This is a genomic window from Limnohabitans sp. 2KL-51 (assembly GCF_003063645.1).
Taxonomy (GTDB): Bacteria; Pseudomonadota; Gammaproteobacteria; order Burkholderiales; family Burkholderiaceae_C; genus Limnohabitans_A.
In genome coordinates this window covers 1-23,781 of record NZ_NESJ01000032.1, presented here as the reverse complement: position 1 = coordinate 23,781, position 23,781 = coordinate 1, and the positions used below count along the sequence as shown (strand labels likewise).

General features: G+C 60.4%; 18 protein-coding genes. 16 read left to right on the top strand and 2 right to left on the bottom strand.

Features of this window, described 5'->3' with window-relative positions:
- The first annotated feature begins 476 nt into the window (after nt 1-476).
- Nucleotides 477-1,718 (top strand): MFS transporter, encoded by a 1,242-nt coding sequence (locus tag B9Z49_RS20825; RefSeq protein WP_108355360.1) that lies wholly within the window; start codon nt 477-479, stop codon nt 1,716-1,718.
- An 18-nt stretch (nt 1,719-1,736) separates the two neighbouring features.
- On the opposite strand, the gene B9Z49_RS20820 is transcribed toward B9Z49_RS20825, so the two are convergent.
- Nucleotides 1,737-3,350, bottom strand: coding sequence for a GMC family oxidoreductase (locus tag B9Z49_RS20820; RefSeq protein WP_108355359.1), 1,614 nt, complete (start codon nt 3,348-3,350; stop codon nt 1,737-1,739).
- Nucleotides 3,351-3,591: 241 nt separating this feature from the next.
- On the opposite strand from B9Z49_RS20820, the gene B9Z49_RS20815 reads away from it, so the two are divergent.
- The 11 genes from B9Z49_RS20815 (at nt 3,592) to B9Z49_RS20760 (ending at nt 16,482) form a co-directional block, all read left to right on the top strand.
- On the top strand, nt 3,592-4,569 hold the full coding sequence (locus B9Z49_RS20815; protein ID WP_108355358.1) for a GMP reductase: 978 nt from the start codon (nt 3,592-3,594) through the stop codon (nt 4,567-4,569).
- A 299-nt stretch (nt 4,570-4,868) separates the two neighbouring features.
- Nucleotides 4,869-6,458, top strand: a complete 1,590-nt coding sequence (locus B9Z49_RS20810) for an ABC transporter substrate-binding protein (protein WP_108355357.1) — start codon at nt 4,869-4,871, stop codon at nt 6,456-6,458.
- 88 nt (nt 6,459-6,546) lie between these two features.
- Nucleotides 6,547-7,524, top strand: coding sequence for an ABC transporter permease (locus B9Z49_RS20805; RefSeq protein WP_255418939.1), 978 nt, complete (start codon nt 6,547-6,549; stop codon nt 7,522-7,524).
- 26 nt (nt 7,525-7,550) lie between these two features.
- Complete coding sequence (locus B9Z49_RS20800; RefSeq protein ID WP_108355363.1) at nt 7,551-8,429, top strand: ABC transporter permease; 879 nt, start codon at nt 7,551-7,553, stop codon at nt 8,427-8,429.
- A gap of 16 nt (nt 8,430-8,445) precedes the next feature.
- Nucleotides 8,446-9,477, top strand: a complete 1,032-nt coding sequence (locus tag B9Z49_RS20795; RefSeq protein WP_233254747.1) for an ABC transporter ATP-binding protein — start codon at nt 8,446-8,448, stop codon at nt 9,475-9,477.
- Nucleotides 9,474-10,484 carry an ABC transporter ATP-binding protein gene (locus B9Z49_RS20790; RefSeq protein ID WP_108355356.1) on the top strand — a complete coding sequence of 337 codons (1,011 nt, stop codon included), beginning with the start codon at nt 9,474-9,476 and terminating at the stop codon, nt 10,482-10,484. The genes B9Z49_RS20795 and B9Z49_RS20790 overlap by 4 nt, the downstream gene beginning before the upstream one ends.
- 40 nt (nt 10,485-10,524) lie before the next feature.
- Nucleotides 10,525-12,195, top strand: a complete 1,671-nt coding sequence (locus B9Z49_RS20785; RefSeq protein ID WP_108355355.1) for an amidohydrolase — start codon at nt 10,525-10,527, stop codon at nt 12,193-12,195.
- A 283-nt stretch (nt 12,196-12,478) separates the two neighbouring features.
- The gene (locus tag B9Z49_RS20780; protein ID WP_108355354.1) at nt 12,479-13,477 is read left to right on the top strand and encodes a GTP-binding protein; all 999 of its coding nucleotides are present in this window, start codon (nt 12,479-12,481) and stop codon (nt 13,475-13,477) included.
- A 368-nt stretch (nt 13,478-13,845) separates the two neighbouring features.
- Entirely contained in the window at nt 13,846-14,802 is a 957-nt protein-coding gene (tauA, locus tag B9Z49_RS20770) for a taurine ABC transporter substrate-binding protein (protein WP_233254748.1), read from the top strand.
- Between the two features lie 74 nt (nt 14,803-14,876).
- Nucleotides 14,877-15,665, top strand: coding sequence for a taurine ABC transporter ATP-binding protein (locus B9Z49_RS20765; RefSeq protein WP_108355351.1), 789 nt, complete (start codon nt 14,877-14,879; stop codon nt 15,663-15,665).
- A complete protein-coding gene (locus B9Z49_RS20760) occupies nt 15,658-16,482 on the top strand; it encodes an ABC transporter permease subunit (protein ID WP_108355350.1) in 825 nt (274 codons plus the stop codon). Before B9Z49_RS20765 ends, B9Z49_RS20760 begins: the two co-directional genes overlap by 8 nt.
- Before the next feature lie 40 nt (nt 16,483-16,522).
- Here B9Z49_RS20760 and B9Z49_RS20755 read toward each other — a convergent pair whose 3' ends face one another.
- On the bottom strand, nt 16,523-18,121 hold the full coding sequence (locus B9Z49_RS20755) for a PLP-dependent aminotransferase family protein (protein WP_108355349.1): 1,599 nt from the start codon (nt 18,119-18,121) through the stop codon (nt 16,523-16,525).
- A gap of 114 nt (nt 18,122-18,235) precedes the next feature.
- On the opposite strand from B9Z49_RS20755, the gene B9Z49_RS20750 reads away from it, so the two are divergent.
- From B9Z49_RS20750 to B9Z49_RS20735, 4 genes are all read left to right on the top strand, one after another.
- Complete coding sequence (locus tag B9Z49_RS20750) at nt 18,236-18,628, top strand: nuclear transport factor 2 family protein (protein ID WP_108355361.1); 393 nt, start codon at nt 18,236-18,238, stop codon at nt 18,626-18,628.
- A 69-nt stretch (nt 18,629-18,697) separates the two neighbouring features.
- Nucleotides 18,698-20,116 carry an FAD-binding oxidoreductase gene (locus tag B9Z49_RS20745; RefSeq protein ID WP_108355348.1) on the top strand — a complete coding sequence of 473 codons (1,419 nt, stop codon included), beginning with the start codon at nt 18,698-18,700 and terminating at the stop codon, nt 20,114-20,116.
- 6 nt (nt 20,117-20,122) lie between these two features.
- Complete coding sequence (locus B9Z49_RS20740) at nt 20,123-20,728, top strand: nitroreductase family protein (protein ID WP_108355347.1); 606 nt, start codon at nt 20,123-20,125, stop codon at nt 20,726-20,728.
- A 532-nt stretch (nt 20,729-21,260) separates the two neighbouring features.
- A partial coding sequence (locus B9Z49_RS20735) for an Ig-like domain-containing protein (protein ID WP_199225130.1) occupies nt 21,261-23,781 on the top strand: 2,521 nt, incomplete at its 3' end.

The following is a 23,781-nucleotide window of genomic DNA, read 5'->3' as shown; positions in this document are numbered from 1 at the left end:
ATCTTGTCGGTCTCGGTATTCGAGAAAACCGAGGTTTCAAGCGCCTTGCAGCTCGATGGCAACACAATCGACAACCCGTCCGACGCTAACCAGTTGAATTTATTCACTTTTTAACCGGACACTACTGACTTAAGACCTAAGCCCAAGCAAGACTAATTCGATTCACTGTCTGCAATGGCCAGTATTCAGCCTCACTGTCGCGCCTATTGATCCGGCACCCTAAAAGCAGGTCGGCAGGTTCAGCCGCGACCTTGCTGGCTTCAGCGTAGAAACTTATCTACTCTGTTGCTGCCGAGGGACAAGTTAGAGCGCACAGTCGGTCTAATGCGGGACATGCCACTTGCTGCTGGCGTGCCAACATGTAGGCAATCCATGCTCCATGTAAACGCACACCCCATGACACCGCCAGTTTGGCCCGTCCCCATTCAAAGAACCCTCCTTAGACCAGCGCATGGTTTGCACACAGGAGGCTCTTTGTGAAGGTGTTTTACGGCTGGCGCATGGTGGGTGCCGCTTGCGGCATCCAATTCCTGCTGGCCGCATTCCTCACCCAAGCGCTGGGCCTGTACATCGCTGTCTTGTCCGACGAGATGGGTTGGAGCAAAACCACTTTGTCCGGTGCCGCCGCGCTGCAATCGGTCGAGGCGGCCATCATCGGCCCGGTTTTGGGCTGGGTGATGGACCGGGTAGGCCCTCAAAAAATGATCCGCTTGGGCATGGTGCTGTTCAGCGCAGGTTTGTTGCTGCTGAGCCAGGTCAACAGCGTGACCACCTTTTATGTCAGCGCCGTGTTGATGGCCATTGGGGCCAGCTTGGGTGGCTACTTTCCCCTGTCGGTGGCCGTGGTTCAGTGGTTCGAGAAATTTCGCGCCCGCGCCCTGTCCATCATGAGCCTGGGCCTGGCCATGGGCGGGCTGGTGGTGCCGTTGATGGCCTTGTCCATGCAGCAATGGGGCTGGCGTGCCACGGCGGCAGGTTCGGGGGTGTTGGTCTTGCTGACGGGCCTGCCCATGGCCGGCATGATCCGAAGACGCCCAGAAGACCATGGCGAGCACATGGACGGCATCGACCCTGCCATGCGCGCGGCAGCCGAGCGCGAAGGTCAAGCCGTGTCCCCGCTCCAAGTCGAGTTCACCGTCGCACAAGCCTTGCGCACCCGCGCCTTCTGGATGCTGGCGATTGGCCACGGCCTGGCCCTGCTGGTGGTTTCGGCCGTGAATGTGCATGCCATTACCCACATGAAAGAAGGCTTGGGTTACTCGGTGGCCACGGCCAGCTGGGTGATCCTGATCATGACCTTTGGCCAACTGGCCGGCGTGCTGATGGGGGTCACCATGGGCGACTGGTTCGACAAAAGAAAGGTGGCCGCCCTGTGCATGTTGGCCCACGGCATCGGTATGCTGTGCCTGACCTATGCCACCAGCATGGCCACGCTGTTGGCGTTCGGGGTCTTCCATGGCATCGCTTGGGGCTTGCGCGGCCCCTTCATGCAGGCCATCCGGGCCGATTACTTTGGGCGCAACGCGATTGGCATGATCATGGGACTGTCAGCGGCCATCATTGCGATGGGGCAAATTGCCGGCCCCATGATCGCCGGGGTGCTGGCCGACCTGACGGGCGATTACCAACTGGGCTTCAGTCTCTTGGCCTTGCTGGCGGCATTGGGTTCGCTGTCCTTCATGCTGGCCACAAAACCAGATCACCCTGTCCAGGCATAAGGGTACGCTCCGGCCCCTTCAGCCCTGGGCAGCATCCTGCCGGATCATGTCCACAGCTTTTTCGGCCATCATGACGATCGGGGCGTTGGTGTTGCCCGACACCAAAGTCGGCATGGCCGATGCATCCACCACCCGCAAGCCCAGAACCCCACGCACTCGCAACCGTTCATCGAGCACTGCCATAGGGTCTTGCCCCATTTTGCAAGTGCCACTGGGATGAAAAATCGTGGCGCCTTGGTCACGGCAAAAATCCAGCCATTGCGCATCGTTTTGCGTCTTTGGGCCTGGTCGCACTTCATGCTTGACCAGCCCTTGCATGGCCTGCGTTTGAGCCAAAGCGCGAGCCAGCTTGACACCGGCCAACAGGGTGTTTTGGTCTTCCTGGGTTGACAAATAATTAGGCACCATTTCGGGTGCTGCCAGAGGGTCCGTCGACCGGATGCGAACATGCCCCCGCGAAGTCGGGCGCAGCTGACACACTGAAAACGTGAAACCTGAATACGGGTGCACTTGGCCGCCGGCCATGTCCGCAGACAGCGTGGCCACATGAAATTGGATGTCCGGCGTCAGCGCATCGGGCAAGGCCTTCATGAAACAGCCCCCCTGGTTGATGCCAACAGCCAAGGGACCGCTGCGATGACACAGCCACTGCCACGCCAAACCTAACTTCCCCGTCCATGACCGCAAGCTGTCGTTGGTGGTGGGCTGGGTTGACTCAAAGATCATGCGCACCTGCAAATGGTCTTGCAAATTTTGACCAACGCCGGGCAAGTCCTGGACCACGGGGATGCCCAAACCTTGAAGCAGTGGCGAAGGTCCAATACCCGACAGTTGCAGCAACTGGGGCGACTGAATGGCCCCCGCGGACAGCAGCACTTCAGCACGGCAAAAGGCCTCGCGCTCTACGCCGTCTTGCAAGAACCGCACCCCCTGGGCCCGCGCTTGAGGGCCACGGGTATCCATCAACACGCGCGCGGCGTGCGCACCTGTCAGAACCGTCAAATTGGGCCTGTGTCGAGCAGGCTTGAGGTAGCCTTTGGCTGTACTCCAGCGCCAGCCTTTCCAGGTGGTGAGTTGGTAATAACCAGCGCCCTCTTGGCCGGCGCCATTGAAGTCCTCATTGCGGGGCACACCCAGTTCGCCGGCGGCATCAATGAAACGCTCAATCAAAGGATCGCGGGGGCTAATGTCAGAAACCGACAAAGGACCTTCGGCTCCGTGCCAAGGGCTGGCGCCACGCTGGTTGCGCTCAGAGCGAATAAAGTAGGGCAGCACATCGTCATAAGACCAACCGGCATTGCCCAGTGCCGCCCAATGGTCATAGTCTTCGCGCTGCCCCCGAATGTAGATCAGGCCATTGATGGCGCTGGAGCCGCCCAGAGTTTTACCTCGGGGCCAGTAGATGCGTCTCCCGTTCATGTAGGGGTCGGGATCGGTGTGAAAACACCAGTTGTAACGCGGGTCCCACATGGTTTTTCCATACCCAATCGGCAAATGCAGCCACAAAGACCGATCAGGGGGCCCGGCTTCCAGCAACAGCACACGCACGCGAGGGTCTTCGCTCAGGCGCCCAGCCAGCACACAGCCCGCGGATCCGGCACCCACCACGATGTAGTCAAAGGTGTCTTTCATGCTCAATCCCCCATCTTGCAGATCTTTGCATGGATTTTCCGCTGCGCATGACACTTTGGCGCCTTGTCAGGCCGCATTGTCAGACAATGCGGGTAGAATCAGACACCGGGCCCAAGATTCTTGCGCCCGGTTTTTTTTCGCCCAAGGTCTGCAATGGACCTGCCACTCAGCGGATCAAACCGGCCAAGCCAAGCGCTCAATCGTTCTTTCAACGAATCCTTCTTTGGAGCTTGGTTTTCTCATGGAAATTTTTGACTACGACAACATCCTGTTGCTGCCACGCAAGTGTCGCGTGGAAAGCCGTTCCGAGTGCGACGCGGGCGTCGAACTGGGTGGACGCAAGTTCCGCCTGCCAGTAGTGCCCGCCAACATGAAAACGGTGATCGACGAAAAGATCTGCCTGTGGATGGCGCAAAACGATTACTTTTACGTTATGCACCGCTTTGACCTGGACAACGTCCAGTTTGTGCGCGATATGCATGGCAAAGGTGTTTACGCCTCGATCTCGTTGGGCGTCAAAGCCCCTGACCGCGCCACGGTGGACCAACTGGCTTCTGAGAACCTGGTGCCCGAGTACATCACCATCGACATCGCCCATGGCCATGCCGACAGCGTGCGCGACATGATCGGCTACATCAAGGCCAAACTGCCCAAGAGTTTCGTGATCGCAGGCAACGTGGCCACACCCGAAGCCGTGATTGACCTGGAAAACTGGGGTGCTGACGCGACCAAAGTGGGCGTGGGCCCAGGCAAGGTCTGCATCACCAAGCTCAAAACCGGTTTTGGCACCGGCGGATGGCAGTTGTCGGCCCTCAAGTGGTGCGCCCGCGTGGCCACCAAGCCCATCATTGCCGACGGCGGCATCCGCAGCCACGGCGACATCGCCAAGAGCGTGCGCTTTGGCGCGAGCATGGTCATGATCGGTTCGCTGTTTGCCGGCCACGAAGAGTCGCCCGGCAAGACCGTCGAGGTCGATGGCGAGTTGTTCAAGGAGTACTACGGCTCGGCCAGTGACTTCAACAAGGGCGAGTACAAACACGTGGAAGGCAAGCGCATTCTGGAGCCGATCAAGGGCAAGCTGGCCAACACGCTGATTGAGATGGAGCAGGACGTGCAAAGCTCGATCAGCTACGCCGGCGGCACCAAGCTGATGGACATCCGCAAGGTGAACTATGTCACCTTGGGTGGTGACAACGCGGGCGAACACCTGTTGATGTGAACGGATCACAGTATTTACAACAAGGGGAGCCAGTGGCTCCCCTTTTTTTTAGCCCGATTTGCAAAACTTCAACCTGCAAGTCGGTGGCTTCCGCCTCGACATGCAGTCCCAATTCGGACTCAAGAGGCATCCCGCAGTGCGCGGATTTGGCTTGGCCCTCTAGGTGAAAACCATAGTGCTGGCCCTATGGTTTTCACCACTGTGGATCTCTCTGAATCACTTGCATTTTGATATCTTTATGATTGAATAAGCTTGTCGCTTCGAGAAGCAAAAATCATCCAACCGATCAGGAGTAACGCATGCAAGGCTTTGGCAAACGAGATTTTCTTAAACTGGCTGCGGCAGGCTCTGCCGCCAGCCTCATGGGTATTCCGTTGCATGCTTTGGCTCAAGCGGCCAAGGGGGGGGTCGTGGTGATTGGTACCACACAAAAACCTCGGCACCTGAATTCAGCCGTGCAGAGCGGCATCGCCACCATGATGCCCTCGGCCCAGTTGTTTGCCTCACCCATCCGCATGGATGCCAACTGGAAACCACAGCCCTATCTGGCCGAGCGCTGGGATTTGTCGCCCGACAACCGCAGTGTCACCCTGTACCTGCGCAAAGACGCTGTTTTCCACGATGGCAAGCCCATCACCGCGGAAGACGTGAAGTTCTCTATCGAGACCATCCGCGACAACCACCCCTTCAAGACCATGTATGGCCCGGTCAATGCCGTCACCATTTCGGACCCGCACACCGCTGTGGTTCGTCTGTCCGAGCCCCATCCGGCGCTGCTGCTGGCCATGTCCACATCGCTCACGCCCATCATCCCCAAGCACATCTTTGGCGATGGCTCCGATGTCAAGGTCCACCCCCGCAACGCCAACCCGGTGGGCTCTGGCCCCTTCAAGTTGGTTGAATTCAAGCCGGGTGAATTCATCGTGATGGAACGCTTCGACAAGTTTTTCATGAAAGGCGCACCCAAGCTCGACCGCATCATCGTGCGCGAATTCAAGGACTCCTCCAGCATGATGCTGGCCTTTGAACGTGGTGAAATCGACGTCCATTCCGAATTGACCGATGCCGGGCTGATTGAACGGGCCAAGAAAAACACCAACGTCTCTGTGACCCGCATGGCTCCGGCCATTGGCCCGCTGATTTGGCTGGCCTTCAACACCAAGAGCCCCAAGCTCAGCGACAAGCGGGTGCGCCAGGCCATCAACTTTGCGCTGGACAAAAAGTACCTGACCGACACCCTGCTGGGCAAGATGCATGGCCGCTCCACTGGCCCGATTGCCTCGGGCAGCCCCTACTACGAGCCTCAGGTCGAAAAGTACGACCTGAATTTGCAAAAGGCGGCCAAGCTGCTTGACGATGCGGGCTACAAACCCGGTGCCAACGGCACACGGCTCACCCTGGACCTGGACTACATCCCGGGTGCAACCGAGGGCAAAGTGATTCAGGAATACACCAAGGTTGCCTTGGGCAAGGTCGGCATTGAGGTCAATGTGCGCAATTCGCCCGACTTTCCGACTTGGGCGCGTCGCATCTCTTCACACCAGTTCGACATGACGGTCGATTCGGTCTGGAACTGGGGTGACCCGGTGATCGGTGTGCACCGCACTTGGTTGAGCTCCAACATCAAGCCGGGCATCATCTGGTCCAACACACAAAACTACAGCAACCCCAAGGTGGACGAACTGCTGGCCTCCGCAGGCAAAGAGTCGGTCATGGCCAAGCGCAAGGCCATGTACTCGCAGATGCAAAAGATCGTCGTGGACGAGTGCCCAGTGGCCTTCCTGCTGGAGTTCAACTTCAACATGGCCTTCAACGCCAAGGTGCAAAACCGCCCGGCTGGCATCTGGGGTCTGGTCGATGGCATCACCGACACCAGCATCAAAGGCTGATGGCCCCTGGCCATCTTCCATTGACAAGGGCAGCGTGCATGGTCCTGTTTGAACCCTCTGCACCCTGCCACTCGCCGAAAGCAGCGCATTGAATACCTTTTTCACGATATTGCGCCGCTTGGCTGTGGCCGCTGGTCTCATGGTGGCGGTGCTGGCCATCAACTTCACGCTCATTCACGCCGCACCCGGTGATCCAGCCAGCGTCATTGCCGGCGAAATGGGCGGTGGCGATCAGGCCGTGATCGACAGCATCAAGAAAGCCTATGGGCTGGACAAGCCCTTGCCCGAGCAATTCATCACCTACATTGGCAAAAGCGTGCGCGGCGACTTGGGCATGTCCTACACCTACAACAAGCCCGTCAGCAGCCTGATCGCCGACCGCATCGGCCCCACCATTTTGCTGGTGCTGACCGCTCTGCTCGTGGCCATCGTCGTGGGCACTTTGCTCGGGGTGTTTGCATCACTCAAGCCCAAAAGCTTCTCCAGCGCAGTGGTGACGGTTTTTTCACTCACCGGACTGGCCATGCCGGTATTCTGGACGGGTATTTTGCTGGTGATTCTGTTTGGCAAAGTCTGGCCCGTGATGCCCATCGCTGGCATGTACGACGTTCGCAACTACGGCGCCACCGGATGGGCCGCCGCTCTGGATGTGCTGCACCACCTCGTCTTGCCCGCTCTGACCCTGACCCTGGTCTATCTGGCCCAGTACAGCCGTCTGGCCCGGGCCAGCATGCTGGAGGTGCTGAGCTCGGACTATGTGCGAACTGCCAAAGCCAAGGGCCTGCACCAAGGCGTCGTGGTTTTCAAGCATGCCCTGCGCAATGCACTGATGCCTTTGGTCACCATAGCGGGTTTGCAGTTTGGCAACCTGGTTTCAGGTGCTGTGTTGGTGGAAACCGTTTTTTCATGGCCTGGTCTGGGTACGCTGGCATTGGACGCCATCCTCGGACGCGACTACCCGACCTTGCTGGGCGTGCTGACTTTCTCGTCTCTGTTTGTGATCACAGCCAATCTGCTCACCGATTTGAGCTATCGCTGGATCGACCCCCGCTTGCGTGGCAAATGATGACTGCTCCTACTCTGACACCTGACATGCCCAACCAACCGCAGCAAAAAAAGGTGAGCACTTTGTCGCCCTGGCGCGAAGCTTGGCGTGTGTTCCGGGGCAACAAGGCGGCCATGCTGGGCCTGGTCTCGCTGATCCTGATCATGCTCGTCATGCTGGTCGGCCCCGCTTGGTATGCCGTCGATCCGTTTGGCATTGTGGCGCCACCGTTTCATGAGCCGTTTGTGGACTCCCGCTACTGGCTGGGCAGCGACTACCTGGGCCGCGACATCGTGGCGGGCATGCTGATCGGTGGCCGCGCCACGCTGCTGGTGGGCGTCAGCTCGGCCGCTATCACGGTGGTGATTGGCATCTCTGTGGGTGCTCTGGCAGGCTACTTCGGCGGGTGGATTGACGTCTTGCTCTCGCGCCTGACCGAACTCTTCCAGGTGCTGCCCGCCTTGCTGTTTGCCATGGTGCTGGTCACCCTGTTTCAGCCCAGCCTGGGCGTGGTCATCTGCGCCATCGGCATGGTCAGCTGGACCGGTACAGCGCGTTTGACGCGGGCCGAGTTCATCCGCCTGCGCGGGCTCGAATACGTCAACGCGGCGCGCACCATGGGCGCGGGCCACTGGCGCCTGATCTGGCGCGAAATTCTGCCCAACGCCATGGCACCGCTCATCGTCTCGGCCACCTTGGTGGTGGGCGTGGCCATCTTGTTTGAAGCGGGCCTGAGCTTTCTGGGGTTGTCCGACCCCAATGTGATGAGCTGGGGCATGATGATCGGCTCCAACCGTCGCCACATTCTGGAGTGCTGGTGGGCGGTGACGCTGCCTGGCGCTGCGATTTTCCTGACGGTGCTGTCGGTCAGTCTGGTGGGCGATGGCCTCAACGATGCACTCAACCCCAAAATGCATTTGCGCTGAGCCCAAAGACACCCGCATGACCTCCCCCATTGACATGACAGAAACAGCGACCCACACGGCGCCCTTGCTCGAAGTGCGCGGCCTGGGCGTCGAGTTCCAGACCCGGGGCGGCACCGCCCATGTGCTGGAAGACATCCACCTGCAACTGCGCCGAGGTGAAACGCTCGGTCTGGTGGGCGAATCGGGCTGCGGCAAAAGCATCACAGCACTGGCCTTGATGCGACTGATCCCGCAGCCCCCAGGGCGCATCACTTCGGGCCAAATCCTGTTCGAAGGAAAGGATCTGCTGCAACTGCCCGAAGCGCAAATGCGGCGCGTGCGTGGTAACCGCATCTCCATGATTTTTCAGGAACCCATGACGTCTTTGAACCCCGCTTACAGCGTGGGCGATCAGATCATGGAATCGGTGCGCCTGCACCAAGGGCTCGATGCGCAGGCCGCTTTGGCGCGGGCCATCGAGATGCTCGAAGCCGTGGGCATACCGGACGCCGCTGGCCGGGTGCATCAGTTTCCGCACCAGTTTTCGGGCGGCATGCGCCAGCGCGTCATGATCGCCATGGCGCTGGCCTGCCAGCCCGATGTGCTGATCGCCGATGAGCCCACCACGGCGCTCGACGTGACGGTGCAGGCCCAAATTTTTGACCTCATCAGCGAGATGCGCGAGCGCACCGGCACTGCTGTGCTGTTGATCACCCACGACATGGGCGCGGTGGCCGAGATGACCGACCGGATGGCCGTGATGTATGCGGGCCGCATGGTGGAAGAAGGGCCGACCGATCTGATCTTGTCGCGCCCCAGCCACCCCTATACCCAGGGCTTGATCGCCTGTGCACCGGGCCGCAACCCGCAAAGCCACGGTCAGCCCTTGCAAGAAATTCCGGGCACCGTGCCTTCACTGCTGGAACGACAAGGTGGCTGCACCTTTGCCGACCGCTGCAGCCACACGCAGCCGCGCTGCCGAACCCAAGTGCCGCCCAGCACCTGGGTGCAAAGCGGCCACCGCGTGATGTGCTGGCTCTACCCCGATGCGGAAGGAGCCCGCGCATGAGTGACACCTTGTTGCAGGTGCGTGACCTGCAAGTGCACTACCCCCTCAAGGGCGGTTTTCTCAAGCCCAAAACCATGCTCAAGGCGGTGGACGGCGTGAGTTTTGACATCGAACGCGGCCGCACCTTTGGCATCGTGGGCGAAAGCGGCTCGGGCAAAAGCACCACCGCCCTGGCCGTGATGCGCCTGGCCCCGGTGACTGCAGGCCATGTGGCGCTGGGCGACGCCCCCATCAGCACACTGCAAGGCGAATCCTTGCGGCTGCAGCGTAAGCGCTTTCAGATGGTGTTCCAAGACCCGTTTGCCTCGCTCAACCCCCGGGTGCGCGCCGGTCAGGCGATTCGGGATGCACTGGATTTGATGGATGTAGGCATGCCCGCCGAGCGCGACGACCTGGCCCGCACGCTGTTCATGCAAGCCGGTCTGCGCCCCGAACAAATGCAGCTGTTTCCACACCAGTTTTCTGGTGGCCAGCGCCAGCGCATCGCCTTGGCACGCGCCTTGGCCGGACGGCCCGAACTGCTGGTCTGTGATGAACCCGTGTCGGCGCTCGATGTGGCCATCCAGGCGCAAATCCTGAACCTGATGCAAAGGCTACAAAAAGAGCTGGGCCTGACCTACCTCTTCATCTCGCACGACCTGGGCGTGATCCGCCACATGTGCGATGACATCGCCGTCATGTACCTGGGGCAATTCGTCGAACGCGCACCCCGCGAAGACCTGTTTGCCCACCCCCTGCACCCCTACACGCTGGCCCTGTGGTCGGCTGCGCCCTCCATGGATGCACGTGGCCAAAAACGCAAACTGCGCATCCGACTTCAAGGCGATCCACCCAGCCCACTCAATGTGCCCAGTGGCTGCCGTTTTGCCAGCCGCTGCCCCTTTGCCGAAGACGCCTGCCGCGCCTCACCCCCGCCCTTGCGCGAAGTGCTGCCCGGCCACCTTGTGGCCTGTCACCGCGTGTCCGACAGCGGTCAAGCCCTGTACCCCTTGCCCACGATCAGCTAAATCGCTGGCCACCCGCCCCTCACTTTTCAGGAGAACTGCCATGAGCACCACCACCATTTACGTGGCCCGCGAGATCATCACCATGAACCCCATGCAGGGCACGGCCACGCATGTGGCAGTGCGCGATGGCCGCATCCTGGGCGTAGGCGATTTGGACGAACTGGCCCAATGGGGCGCGTACACGCTGGACACCCGCTTTGCCGACTGCACGCTGATGCCGGGCCTGATCGAAGGCCACTGCCACCTCAAGGAAGGCGGCATGTGGGACCTGGAATACCTGGGCTGGTTTGACCGCCTGAATCCCTGGGGCCAAACCGTCAAAGGCCTGCGCTCCATGGAAACGGTGGTGCAACGCTTGATCGAAATCGACCGCAAGATGCAGCAGAGCGGCGAACCTGCCGACAAACCCTTGTTGGCCTGGGGCTTCGATCCGATTTATTTTGGGGGCGAACGCATGACGGTGGACCACCTGGACCGCGCCAGCAGCACCCGCCCCATCGTGATTGCGCACGCCAACGGCCACCTGATGAACGTCAACAGCACCATGCTTCGCATCGCAGAGATCGACGAAGACATCGAAGTCGAAGGCGTTGTCAAATTCAAGGACGGCCCCCGCAAGGGCCACCCCAACGGCGAATTGCAGGAACCGGCAGCCATGCACCTGGTCCTGCGCCATGTGGGGACGGCCGGGCTCATGTCGCCCATGAACGAGACCGGCATGATGAACTTTGCGCGCCTGGCCAAGATGCAGGGCGTGACCACCGCCACCGACCTGGTCAACACCCTGAGCGAAGCCGATTGCGCGGTGCTGGAATCGGCCCTGGCCCAAGACGAATGCTGCGTGCGCATCCTGCCCGCCTTCAAGGCATTTCACGGCACACACGGCGCCACGCAAGGCGCCGAGCACGTCAATGCCATGAAAAAACGCAACACCGACAAGCTGCGCTACGGCCTGGTCAAGATGATGCTGGACGGCTCCATCCAGGGCTTTTCGGCGCGCATGCGCTGGCCCGGCCACTTCAACGGTGAACCCAACGGCATCTGGGTCACCGCGCCCAGCCAGTACGAGGCCGATTTCGAGATCTACCACCGCGCAGGTCTGCACATCCACACCCACACCAACGGCGATGAAGCCAGCCTGGCGGCGATTGACGCCTTGGAACGCGTGCTGGCCCGTGCCCCGCGCACCGACCACCGCCACACCCTGCAGCACGCGCAAATGGTCGATGTGCCGATGTTCCGCCGCATGGCCAGCCTGGGCCTGTGCGTCAACTTGTTTGCCAACCACCTGTGGTACTGGGGCGACCAGCATTACGAAATGACCATGGGCCCCGACCGCGCCCACCGTCTCGATGCCTGCGCCAGCGCCCTGGCTGCCGGGGTGCCCTTGGCCATCCATTCCGACGCCCCGGTCACGCCGCTGGGTCCGCTGTTCACCGCCTGGTGCGCCGTCAACCGCATCACGCCCAAAGGCCGCGTGCTGGGCGAAAAAGAACGCATCACGGTGCCGCAAGCCCTGCACGCCATCACCCTGGGCGCGGCCTGGACCCTGAAGATGGACCACGAAATTGGCAGCATCGAAGTGGGCAAACGCGCCGACTTTTGCGTGCTGCTGGACAACCCGCTGACCCTGGGCGCCGAAAAACTCAAAGACGCCCGGGTCTGGGGCACCGTGCTGGGCGGCCAGATTTTCCCAGCGCAAGTGGCCTGATCTGCTGACCTGGCACACTGAGGTCTGCCATGTTGACGACCAAGAAACCAAGCCACAGACCCGTATCAACAGGTCCATGGCTTCAGCCCCAACATGAGGCCTTCGCCAGAGGCCCCTGTTTTGTAGGAGCCCACCCCGTGGGCGATGGGCGAGGAACACGCCCTCCACATCATCGACTGGCAAGCGCAAGCCATCGCCCACGGGGTGGGCTCCTACAGGAACAACTCCCCTGAGCCTTGACGCCTTCATAAAAGACAGCAACTCTCCGCTTTTCACCCCCACCATGCACCACACCCCGACACCGCCCCGCATTCCCCTGACGGTGATTGGCGGCTTTTTGGGTGCAGGCAAAACCAGTTTGCTGGTGCATTGGCTGCAACAAGCACAAGGCCAGCGAATCGCGGTGCTGGTCAATGACTTTGGCGCCATCAACATCGACGCCGAACTGCTGAGTGAAAGCAACAGCGACACCATCGCGTTGAGCAACGGCTGCGTGTGCTGCCAGATTGGCGGCGACCTGAGCCAGGCCCTGCTGCAGGTGTTAGACAAGCCTCAGCCCTTTGATGCCATCGTCATCGAAGCCAGTGGCGTGTCCGACCCCTGGCCCATCGCCCAGATCGCGCTGGCCGACAAACGCCTGAGCCTGCATGGCGTGCTGGTGGTCGTAGACGCCGCCGCCGTGCGCACGCACGCCGCCGACCCCTTGTTGCAAGACAGCTTGCTGCGCCAACTGCGGGCCGCCGACCTGCTGGTGCTCAACAAAACCGATCAGTGCAGCGCTGACGAGATTCATTCGTGCACCACCTGGCTACACGACACCGTCGGGCCAGTGACCTGCCTGCCCTCCCAACACGGACAACTGCCCCTGGCCTTGCTGCAAACCGACTGGGAGCCTGCATCGGCAGCGGCCTCTGTCGACGAGCCTGCTCACATTTGCACCGACCAGTGCGCGCACGATCACGATCACGATCACAACCACCACCACGCAGCAGACCATGCCAGCCTGTTCACCAGCGACAGCCGCAGTCCCGCGCAGGTGTTTCACACCGCCTGGCTGCGCGAACAACTGCAGCAAACACCCGCCTGGGTGATGCGCCTCAAAGGCTGGGTGCGCACCCACGAACACGGCTGGTCTGAAATCCAGTTCGCAGGCCGCCACGCCAGCGTGCAACGCGCCCGCCACAGCCCAGCGCAAGCCCGCGTGCTGACGATTGCGCTGCGCAGCCCCTTGCAGGCACACGCCATGCCCTCCTGGATGGATGCGGTGTGGGGCCCTACCTGAGCCTTGCATCTGGCAAGCTTGCACCGCTTCAGGTCAGCCCCGGAAAAACCCTGAGGTGTGCGACGACATCGGTCGGCGCGAACGACACTATCCCGGCCCTGAATGCTTGTGTTTTCAGAGTGAAATGGTGAACTTTTCGGCTCGGCATGACCCCCTCATGAATGAGGCCAGCACGCAACAACTGGCCCTGAACATGACCCTCAACTGGCTCTAGTGTCTGCCCGTCAGCAGCCCCAAACTTCACCGCAGCAGACGCCAGCCAAGGTGTCTGCACAGACGACTCAACGTTCAAAAAAACCATCAGGAGACAAAGCATGACTACTCGTCGATCCCTTCTTTCAGCCACGCCCGCCTTGGGCTTGTCGCTGATGATGTTCACCGGTCTGGCCAGCGCCCAGGCGGCCAAGGAAGTCACTTTCGCCCACCAAGACATGCTGGTGCCTTTGCGCACCGTGATGGAGTCGGGCGAGCTGGAAAAAGCCACCGGCTACAAAATCAACTGGCGCATGTTTGGCGGTGGTGGTGACGTGATCAAGGCCATGGCTTCGGGCGGCGTGCAGATTGGTGAAGCGGGCTCCAGCCCGTTCACCGCTGCGGCCAGTCAAGGCCAGGACCTCAAGCTGTTCTGGATTCTGGACGACATCGGCGATGCCGAGGCCCTGATCGCCCGCAATGGCTCAGGCATCAACAGCATCAAAGACTTGGTGGGCAAAAAGGTGGCCACGCCTTTTGTCTCCACGGCGCACTACCAATTGATGGTGGGCATGAAGCTCGAAGGCGTGGACAGCAAGAAAGTCAACGTGATGAACCTGCGCCCGCCAGAAATCGCAGCGGCCTGGGAGCGTGGCGACATCGATGCAGCCTTCATCTGGGACCCAATCCTGAGCAAGATCAAGGGCAACGGCAAATCGATTGCCTCTTCGGCCAGCATCGGTCAAAAAGGCTACCCCACCTTTGACGGCCTGGTGGTCGATGCCAAGTGGGCAGCGCAAAACGAAGGTTTCATGGTCGCGCTGGTCAAGGCCCTGATCAAAGCGGATGAGGCTTATCGCTCCCAAAAGGCGCAATGGACAGTTGACTCACCACAAGTCAAAGCTGTGGCCAAGTGGACCAAGGCCAATCCTGCCGACGTGCCAGCAGCCATGGCGCTGTACAAATTTCCCACGCCCCAAGAGCAAATTTCGGCCACCTGGCTCGGTGGTGGCGCCGCCAAAGCCATGACCAACACGGCCGTCTTCCTCAAGGAGCAAGGGCGCATTCAGGAACTCAAGCCAAACTACTCGGTCTTTGTGACCGACGTCTACGTCAAGAAAGCCATGCAGTAAGGCTTCAAGCCGGTGTCAGCCCCCTGCGGCTCAGGCTGCAGGGGGATTGTTTTTTTACTGTGACTGCGCCTTAAATGCCATTACTTGAAGTCAAAGACCTGACCGTCAACTACGCCATCCAGGGCGGCACCTTACAGGCCCTGGCACCCGTGCAATTGCAAATGCGAGATGGTGAATTTGTGGTGGCCCTGGGTGCATCGGGCTGCGGCAAAACCACCTTGCTCAATTGTTTGGCTGGATTTTTACCCCCATCGAGTGGCGAAATTCTCCTGGATGGTCGCCCTGTTGTCGGGCCCGGAGCAGATCGGGGTGTTGTCTTTCAAAAACACGCTTTGATGCCCTGGCTCAACGTGCAAGACAACGTGGCCTTGGGTCTGCGTCTTCGTGGCGTACCCTTTGACGAACGTATCCGTTTAGCCTTGGAGAAATTGGCCATGGTCGGCCTTGAAGATTACGCCGAACGTGGTGTCTATGAACTGTCGGGCGGCATGCAGCAACGCGTGGGCATTGCCCGCGCCTTGGCCAACGACCCGGCTGTGCTGCTGATGGACGAACCCATGGGTGCACTGGACGCCTTCACCAGAGAGACCGTTCAAGAGATCTTGCTCAAGGCCTGGGCACAAACCCACAAGATGGTCTTCTTCATCACCCACTCGGTCGAAGAAGCGCTGTTTCTGGCCACCCGATTGATCGTCATGAGCCCCAGACCCGGACGCATCACCCACACCTTTGAAGACCTGCCTTTTTCGCGCGCGTTTCTCAGCCACGGCGATGCCCGTCGGGTCAAGTCCGAGCCCGAATTCATCCGCATGCGGGAAGAAGTTTTGTCCATCATTCACCGCCGGGAGACCGCCCATGACTGAGGCCAACAAGTCATCCGCGCCTTTGAAAACCAGCGCCTTCAAAATCCCCGGTGAAGGCTCAAGCCTCGTCATCAGCGTAGTCACCATGCTGGTGCTGCTGGGCTTGTGGACGCTGACCACGGCCATGGGCTGGATCAAACCCCTGTTCCTGCCTTCACCGCAGGCGGTGTTCACACAGTTTTATGAATACATCACCGGCGCAGCCAACGACAAGCCCTTGTGGGAGCACCTTGTGGCCAGCGTGCTGCGCGTGTTTGGTGCATTTTTGCTGGCCAGCTTGGTGGCCATTCCAGTGGGCATTGCCATGGGCATGTCGCGGTTCTGGCGCGGCATTTTCGACCCACCCATCGAACTGTATCGACCCCTGCCTCCCCTGGCCTATTTGCCGCTGATCATCATCTGGTTCGGCATCGACGAGTTGCCCAAAGTCTTGTTGATTTTTTTGAGCTGTTTTGCCCCGCTGGCCATGGCCGCGCGCTCGGGCATGCGCAGCGCCTCTCAAGAACAAATGAACGCCGCCTACTCCATGGGTGCGAGCTATACGCAATTGATTCGGCACGTCGTTCTGCCTGCTGCACTACCGGAAATTTTGGTCGGCATGCGTGTGGCGATCGGCTTTGGCTGGAGCACTCTGGTGGCCGCTGAAATGGTCGCTGCCAACGTGGGGCTGGGCCAGATGGTGCTCAACGCTTCAAACTTCCTGCGCACCGACATCGTGGTCATGGGCATCATCGTGATTGGCGTCGTGGCCTACGGCTTTGACCTGCTCATGCGCGCCGTCGAACGCCGCCTGGTGCCCTGGAAAGGCAAGATGTAAGCCTTACCTTAGGTCTTCTCAAGAGCGAAGTTGTGACAGATCAGTGCAGGTGTACCAGGACTCTGGGTACGCCCCGCGCCTGAGCCAGCGCAAGGACTGCCAAGGCCAGGGCCCGGATGCCAGGGCCGATTTGATCCACCCCAATCGACGACAAGCGCAAACGGAAATAAGGACAGGGATACGGTGGGTGCATGAAAAACACCTCCCCCGCTTCAATCAAGACACCCTGCTCTCGAGCCATGCGGGCCAGCTCACCTGTGTCCACCCAATCTGGCGCGCGCACCCACACCGAAGCGCCTCCTGTAGGCAAGACAAATTTAAAATCAGGCAATTCACGGCACAAGGCTTCATCCAAGGCCTGCATGCGTGCCTGCAAGGCCTGGTTCACGCGCCGGGCATGCGTCTCGTGGTGCCCCAGCGACAAAAAGTGCGCAAAGGCGTGCTGCAAAAATGCACTGGGGTGACGCACCATGGCGTGGCGCAAAACCCGCAATTCGGCAATCAGGGCACGCGGCGCCACGATGTAGCCCAAGCGCAAAGACGGTGACAGGCTCTTGGAAATTGAGCCCACATAAATCACACGCCCGACCTTGTCCAGGCTTTTGAGCGCAGGCACGGGTTCGCCCACATACAGATTTTCGGCCTCATAGTCGTCTTCGATGACCACAAAGTCGCGCTGCTCGGCCAGGGCCAGCAAACGCTTGCGACGCTCCAATGACAAGGTGCGCGTTGTCGGGCTCTGGTGCGAGGGCGTCACATACACATAGTCCAGCGGTGGCAAGTGGTCGACCACCAGCCCCTGATCGTCCACCGCCAAGGGCTGCCACTGAGGCTCGCGCGCGGCAAAGCTGTTGCGCGCATGCGGGTGCCCCGGCTCTTCCAAGCCCACACGGGATTGCGCATCGAACAGGGCCTCGCCCAGCATGTAATAGGCGTGCTGGGCCCCCACGGTGATCAGGATTTCTTCGGGCAGTGCAAACACCCCGCGCTTGGGCAAAAGGCGTAAACGTATTTGCTCGATCAACTCGGGCACATCGCTCAGCTCAAAGTCGGGCGTCCACTGAGGCAAATGAACGCGTGCCAGGCTGTGCACGCAACACTCGCGAAACGCTTCGGTCGGGAACAACTGCGGATCAAAGGTGCCGTAAACAAAAGGGTAAGGGTATTGCCGCCATTGGTCGGGCTTGGCCAGGGTACGACGGTCGCTCAGCGAGCGGATCAGACGCGCAGACCAGTCCGGCGAGGTCAGCGGGGCCATCGCGGGCGCCTCACGCTCAGGCGTGCTTTGTGGCAAGCGAACAGGCTCGGGCAAGGGCTTGGCGCGCCAATCGGCCTTGGCCACACCCGATGAACGCGGATCACCATGCACCTTGACAAACACACCGCTGCGCGGATGCGCTTCCAAAAAGCCGTCGTCGATCAAGCGCATATAGGCCGAAGTGACAGTGTTGCGGCTCAGGCCCAGGGCTTTGGCCAATTCCCGTGAGGAGGGCAAAGTGGCACCGGGAGGCAAACGACCTTCCAAAATGGCCTCGACAGCGGCCAGCCGCAGGCGCTGCTGCAAGGGCACGGCAGGCTTGTCCTGCAAGCTAAACAAACTCTCCCATTGGACATCTTTGGTGCGGTGACGACTGGTCATATGACTCAGTATAAGCAAGCCTGCTGGCACACCGGATTTACCCGATCTGGCTCTATGCAGCACGCCGCGATGGGCTATTCTTAAAGTCCATTGATCACCGTCTGGAGAGCCACCTTGTCAACCCCTGTCACCATCGCCACCCTCGAAGCCTTTTCTGACGCCTGGAACCGCCACGATGTGGACGCGCTGCTGAGCTTCATGCACCCCGATGGCGTCTTCATGACTGCGGGTGGCCCAGACGCCTGCGGCTCACGCCACCAGGGCCACGAAGCCTTGCGCAAGGCCTTTCCGGGGGCTTGGGCCACCGTGCCCGATGCGCAATGGACCAAGGGCAAGCATTTTGTACAGGGCGACTTTGGTGTCTCCGAATGGACTTATGTTGGCACTGCAACCGACGGCTCGCGCGTGGAAACCGACGGCGTGGACATCTTTGCGTTCAAGGACGGAAAGATCCTCTCCAAAAGCGCTTTTCGCAAAAACCGCCCCAACCTGCCTGCCGCGAAATAACTTCACCCGTCGCCCGGCACCCGCCGCGCTGCCAGTCAAACCACCTTGCCCCTTTCTCAAAGCCCGCTCATGACGACCCTCGCCTCCGCCAGCAGCGACACCCGGTACGACCCCCAATACGACCCGCTGGTGCACGCCACTCCCGGTGCAGGCCGCGACTACGCGCCCAGCTATTGGGTTGCCAGTGCAGGCACGCCGCCGCCTGACGATGGTCCGGTGCAGCAAGACATGGACGTGGATGTGGTGGTCATCGGTGCGGGCTCGACCGGCATCTCGACCGCCTTGTACCTGGCGCAAGAGCAGGGCATTCAGGCTGTGGTGCTCGAAGCCAACCAGAGCGCCTGGGGTTGCTCCAGTCGCAGCGGTGGCCAGGGCCAAAACGCCAGCGGTCGCCTGACCCGGGTGCAATGGATTGAGCGCTGGGGCCTGGACGTGGCCAAAAAGCTGGACACCGAAATCCGCACGGGCTTCGAAAACTTCAAAAACCTGGCCTTCGAAGTCGACTGCGACGCCACCGATGGCGGCCACCTTTATGTGGCACACCGCCCCGAAAAAGTCGCCTACCTGAAAGAGCAGGCCCGGGTACGCAACGAAATTTTTGGCTACCAAACCCAAATCCTCTCGGCCGACGAATTGCGGCAAAACCACTTCAACGACCACGACGCCGCAGGCGCCATGTGGGAGCAAGAAGGCGTGGGCGTGCACCCACTCAAATTCACCTTTGGCCTGATCCGCAAGGCCCGCGCCCTCGGTGTGAAATTGCACACCGCCAGCCCCGTGCAAGGCTGGGAAACCGTGGGCGGCGTGCACCACCTGCGCACCCCGGGCGGCATCGTGCGTGCCAAACGCGTGGCCGTGTGCACCGGCGGCTACACCGGCCAGGCCCTGAGCCCGCTGACCAAAAACAAACTGCTGCCCATCTTGTCCAACAACATGGTCACGCAGCCCTTGACCCAGGCCCAGATTGAAGCCGCAGGCCTGAAGACCCGCGTCTTCCTGACCGACACGCGCACCCTGCGTTTTTACTACCGGCTGCTGCCTGACAACCGCCTGCAAATCGGCAGCCGCAGCGCCGTGACCGGGGCGCAAGCGCCCGAGCCCAAACACCTGAAACTGCTCACCGACGGCATTGCACGCAAATTTCCGACCTTGGCGGGCATCCCCATCGAGCACTCCTGGTGGGGCTGGGTCGACGTAAGCCACGACATGATGCCGCGCATCACCCAACCCGACCCCAGTCAAAGTGTTTGGTACGCGCTGGGTTATGGCGGTAATGGGGTGTCGTTTTCCACCTGGGCGGGCAAACGCCTGGCCGAACGTGTGGCTGGCAAAGACGCTGGGCAGGAAGTCTTTCAGTTGCCAATCTACAACAGCGAACTGACCTACCCGCACTTTTTGCACCTCTTCCGATCCGAGGCCCTCGCCCCCTTCCGCCGCTTGGGCCAGAGTTTTTTATACAAGTGGTACTGGTGGCAAGACGAGAAGTGAAAGCCCATGTGTCTGCCCCCAAATGGGCTCTTGGCCGACGCTGCCGAACATTGGCTTCACGCGCGCCGGACCACACTGCCCAAAAGACTTCAAGGCCCTGGACCTGACGAGGCGCAAAAGTCGCGCATCCTTTTGGCAGCCAGCGCCGCGCCAGACCATCAACAAATTCAGCCCTGGCGCTTTGTAGAAATCACCGCAGCGAAAAGAAATCTGTTGGCAGAGGCCTTTGCACAAGCCCTTCATGAACGCGATGCCAAAGCCAGTGCCCAAGAACTCGACCAGGCACGCGAAAAGGCGCACCGCGCGCCCTGGCTCTTGCTGGCCATATGCCGAACCCAGCTGCCTGAACATGACGGCGAAGACCACATCCCCACCTCCGAGCGACTGGTGTCACTCGGCTGCGCCCTGCAAAACATGATGCTCATGTGCACGGCTTTGGGTTTGGGCTCCAGCCTGACCAGCGGTAAGGCCATGCAGGCGCAACCCATTCGCCAACTGTTTGCCTTGCCAGCCCATGAAAGCGCCATTTGCTGGCTCAACATCGGCCACATCCAATCTTCCCGCACAAACCGTCAACGACCCTCGCCGGCCGATTACTTCAGCGCGTTGTAGCGGTGCAATTTGCAAGCCCACCCTGTGGGCGATGGCCCCCTGTCTTCGTAGGCGCCCACCCCCGTGGGCGATGGGTTGTGCACCACCACATCACACCATCGCCCACAGGGGTGGGCTCCTGCAAAAGACCACCTTAATGGCAATTTTGAGCATTTCAATAAAAACATATAAATCAATCAATTTGTTTTTATCAAGCCATCAAATTGACATTGTAAAAAATATTTACATATCTATCAGCGGATTACCCCAATTGGGGGTTTGTTGCCGCGCGCAGTATCGGTATCTTCAACTTAAATCAACAAATTGCATAAGAACCGAAACAATGCCAACTCTTTGATTTGTCATGTGTTTTGAGGATTTTGCAAAGTTTTGAGCAACTAAACAGCAAATCCAAATATACAAACAAATTCAAAGTGCCAATTTTTAACCTTTGCAGAACGGTACCAAGACTTTCACACAGACGGTGGGTCCTGCGCGTGATGGCGCTTGGCCTTCAGACCGCAAAACTTAGCCAAATAACTTGACCACAGACATGGACTCTTATCTTCTTCAGTTGGGCGAATACAAGGACGAACCTTTGTCTTTGAAAGGTCCGGAGCTGCTCGCAGCCCAAGTTCTAGTGGATGTGCTCAAGCAAAGTGATGCGCAGGCTGTTTTTCAAAAAACATTGAGCAGCCAAGCCCTGCTGTCCCAGTTGCCTGGCAGTGAGCCACTCAACTCACCACAGAGCGTTGCGGCCTATCTCGAGCGCGCCCAGCAAGTGGCTTTGGGCACGCCCGAGGTCAAAGTCTTGTTAGAAAACATCGGCCAAAGTCCTGACCTGATGCAAGCCGTTGCTGTGCTGGGTGCCGAGCGTTCGCGCATCGTGCTGGCCCAAGAGCTGGACCTGCCCGATGCCGCGCAAGCGACCTTGAGCAACCCCGCACACCCCTTGACGGTCGCGGCGCAAAACGCATTGCAAAGCCAGTGGACACAAGACCTGGGCGAGTACGCCTCTTACCAGATCTTCGACAACTTCACCCCCTTGACCGGTGGCACCAATCCTCTGTGGAGAACAGGGGCTGTGGTGCCTCTAGCGCCTGTTGACACCAACGCCTCCAGCGACGCATTCCGCAACACGTCCAGCGGCACAGTCACGCCCACAGCCACCCCCACTTCCTCGAACAACACCTCGACCACCATGCCCAACATCGCCATCACCAGCAGCCGCACTGAACTGCAACTCAACGAAACTGCTTTGATCAGTTTTTCGCTGAGCGAAGCGAGCACCAGTTTCTCGCGCGAGGACGTCACAGTGATCGGTGGTGCCCTGAGCAACTGGCAAGGCAGCGGCAGCAACTACAGCGCCACGTTCACACCATCCTCAGGTGCCAGCAGCGCAGCCGTTTTTGTGGACAGCCAGCGCTTTTCCAATGCCTCCGGGGTGATGAACCAGGATGGGCAAGACACCAACAACACGGTGTCCATGCGCATTGGCACGGCCACCAACACCAGCCCAACCGTCAACAACAGCCCGGCCACCAACACCGATACAGCCAACACGGGCAGCAACGCCAGCAACAGCAACAGCAACACCAACGTCAGCGCAAGCCTGGCGCCCACGGTGATGATCACCAGCAGCCAGTCGAGCTTGGCGGTGGGCCAAAGCACCACCATCGAATTTATGCTCAGCGAGGCCAGCACCAACTTCACCATGGGCGACGTCACCGTCACCGGCGGCACGCTCAGCAACTTCCAAGGCAGTGGCGACCGCTACACCGCCACCCTGACCGCCACGCAGCCGGGGTTTGTGATTTCCCCCTCCACGCCAAGCGCCTCGGTCAAGGTCTTGGCCAATACCTTCAGCAACGCGCAAGGGGTTTACAACACGGTGGGCAGCAACACGCCCGTTGTGGCTGTGACCAATCAAGCGGCCGTACCCCAGACACCGCAGACACCAGCACCTGAATCCAACAACACCACCACCACAACCACCACCACAACCACCACCGCTGCCGACACCACCCCGCCCAGCGTCATCGTCACCAGCAACACCTACGACCTGAGCACCGGCCAAACGGCCACCATGACCTTCACGCTCAGCGAGGCCAGCACCACCTTCACGCGCGACGACGTCACCGTCATCGGCGGGGGCCTGTCCAATTGGCAAGGCTCGGGCACCACCTACACCGCCACCTTCACGCCCACGGCTGGTGCCACCAGCGCGGCGGTCTTCATTGACAGCGACCGATTCACCGACGCCACGGGCCTGGCCAACAAGGACGGCGGCGAGAGCAACAACGTGGTCTCGCTCAGCATGGGCTGCGGCGTCACCTCGGCTGCGGCCGACCCCTGCGGCTGCCCACCCGCAAGCGGCGGTGACCGCAACACCACCGTGGACACCACGCCCCCCACCATCGCCATCACCAGCAACAAGTCGCTGCTGGGGGCCACAGAAAGCGCGCTGATCACCTTCACGCTCAGCGAGGCCAGTACCAACTTCACTATGGCCGACGTCACCGTCGTCGGTGGGCGCTTGACCCAGTGGCAAGGCTCGGGCAGCAGCTACAGCGCCATCTTTGTGCCCGATGCGGGCGTCACCAATGCGGCAATTTATGTGGACAGCAGCCGCTTCAGCGACGCGACGGGCAACCAAAACATGGACGGCGCGGATGCCAACAACGCGGTGGCACTGCGTTTGGCCTGTGGTTGCGGCACGGGCAACAACAACGGCAACAACACCGGCGACACCAGCACCTACGTCGGCATCACCTCCCCCGGCCAAGGCGGCACGGCTGGTGTCATCACCGGCAGCGGCGAGCCCGGCGCGGTGGTCACCGTGCGTGATGTCAACAACAACATCATCGGCAGCACCACCGTGAGCGCCACCGGCGCCTGGAGCCTCACCCCCACGGGCCCTGTGGCCACCGGCACCATCTCGGCCAGTGCGCGCGACACCAACGGCAACACCGCCAACGCTACGGGCTCGAACGGCAGCGGCGGCGGCGACCGCAACAACAGCAGCTTCAGCACCATCCGCATGGATGCTGCCAGCGACACCGGCCAAGACACCA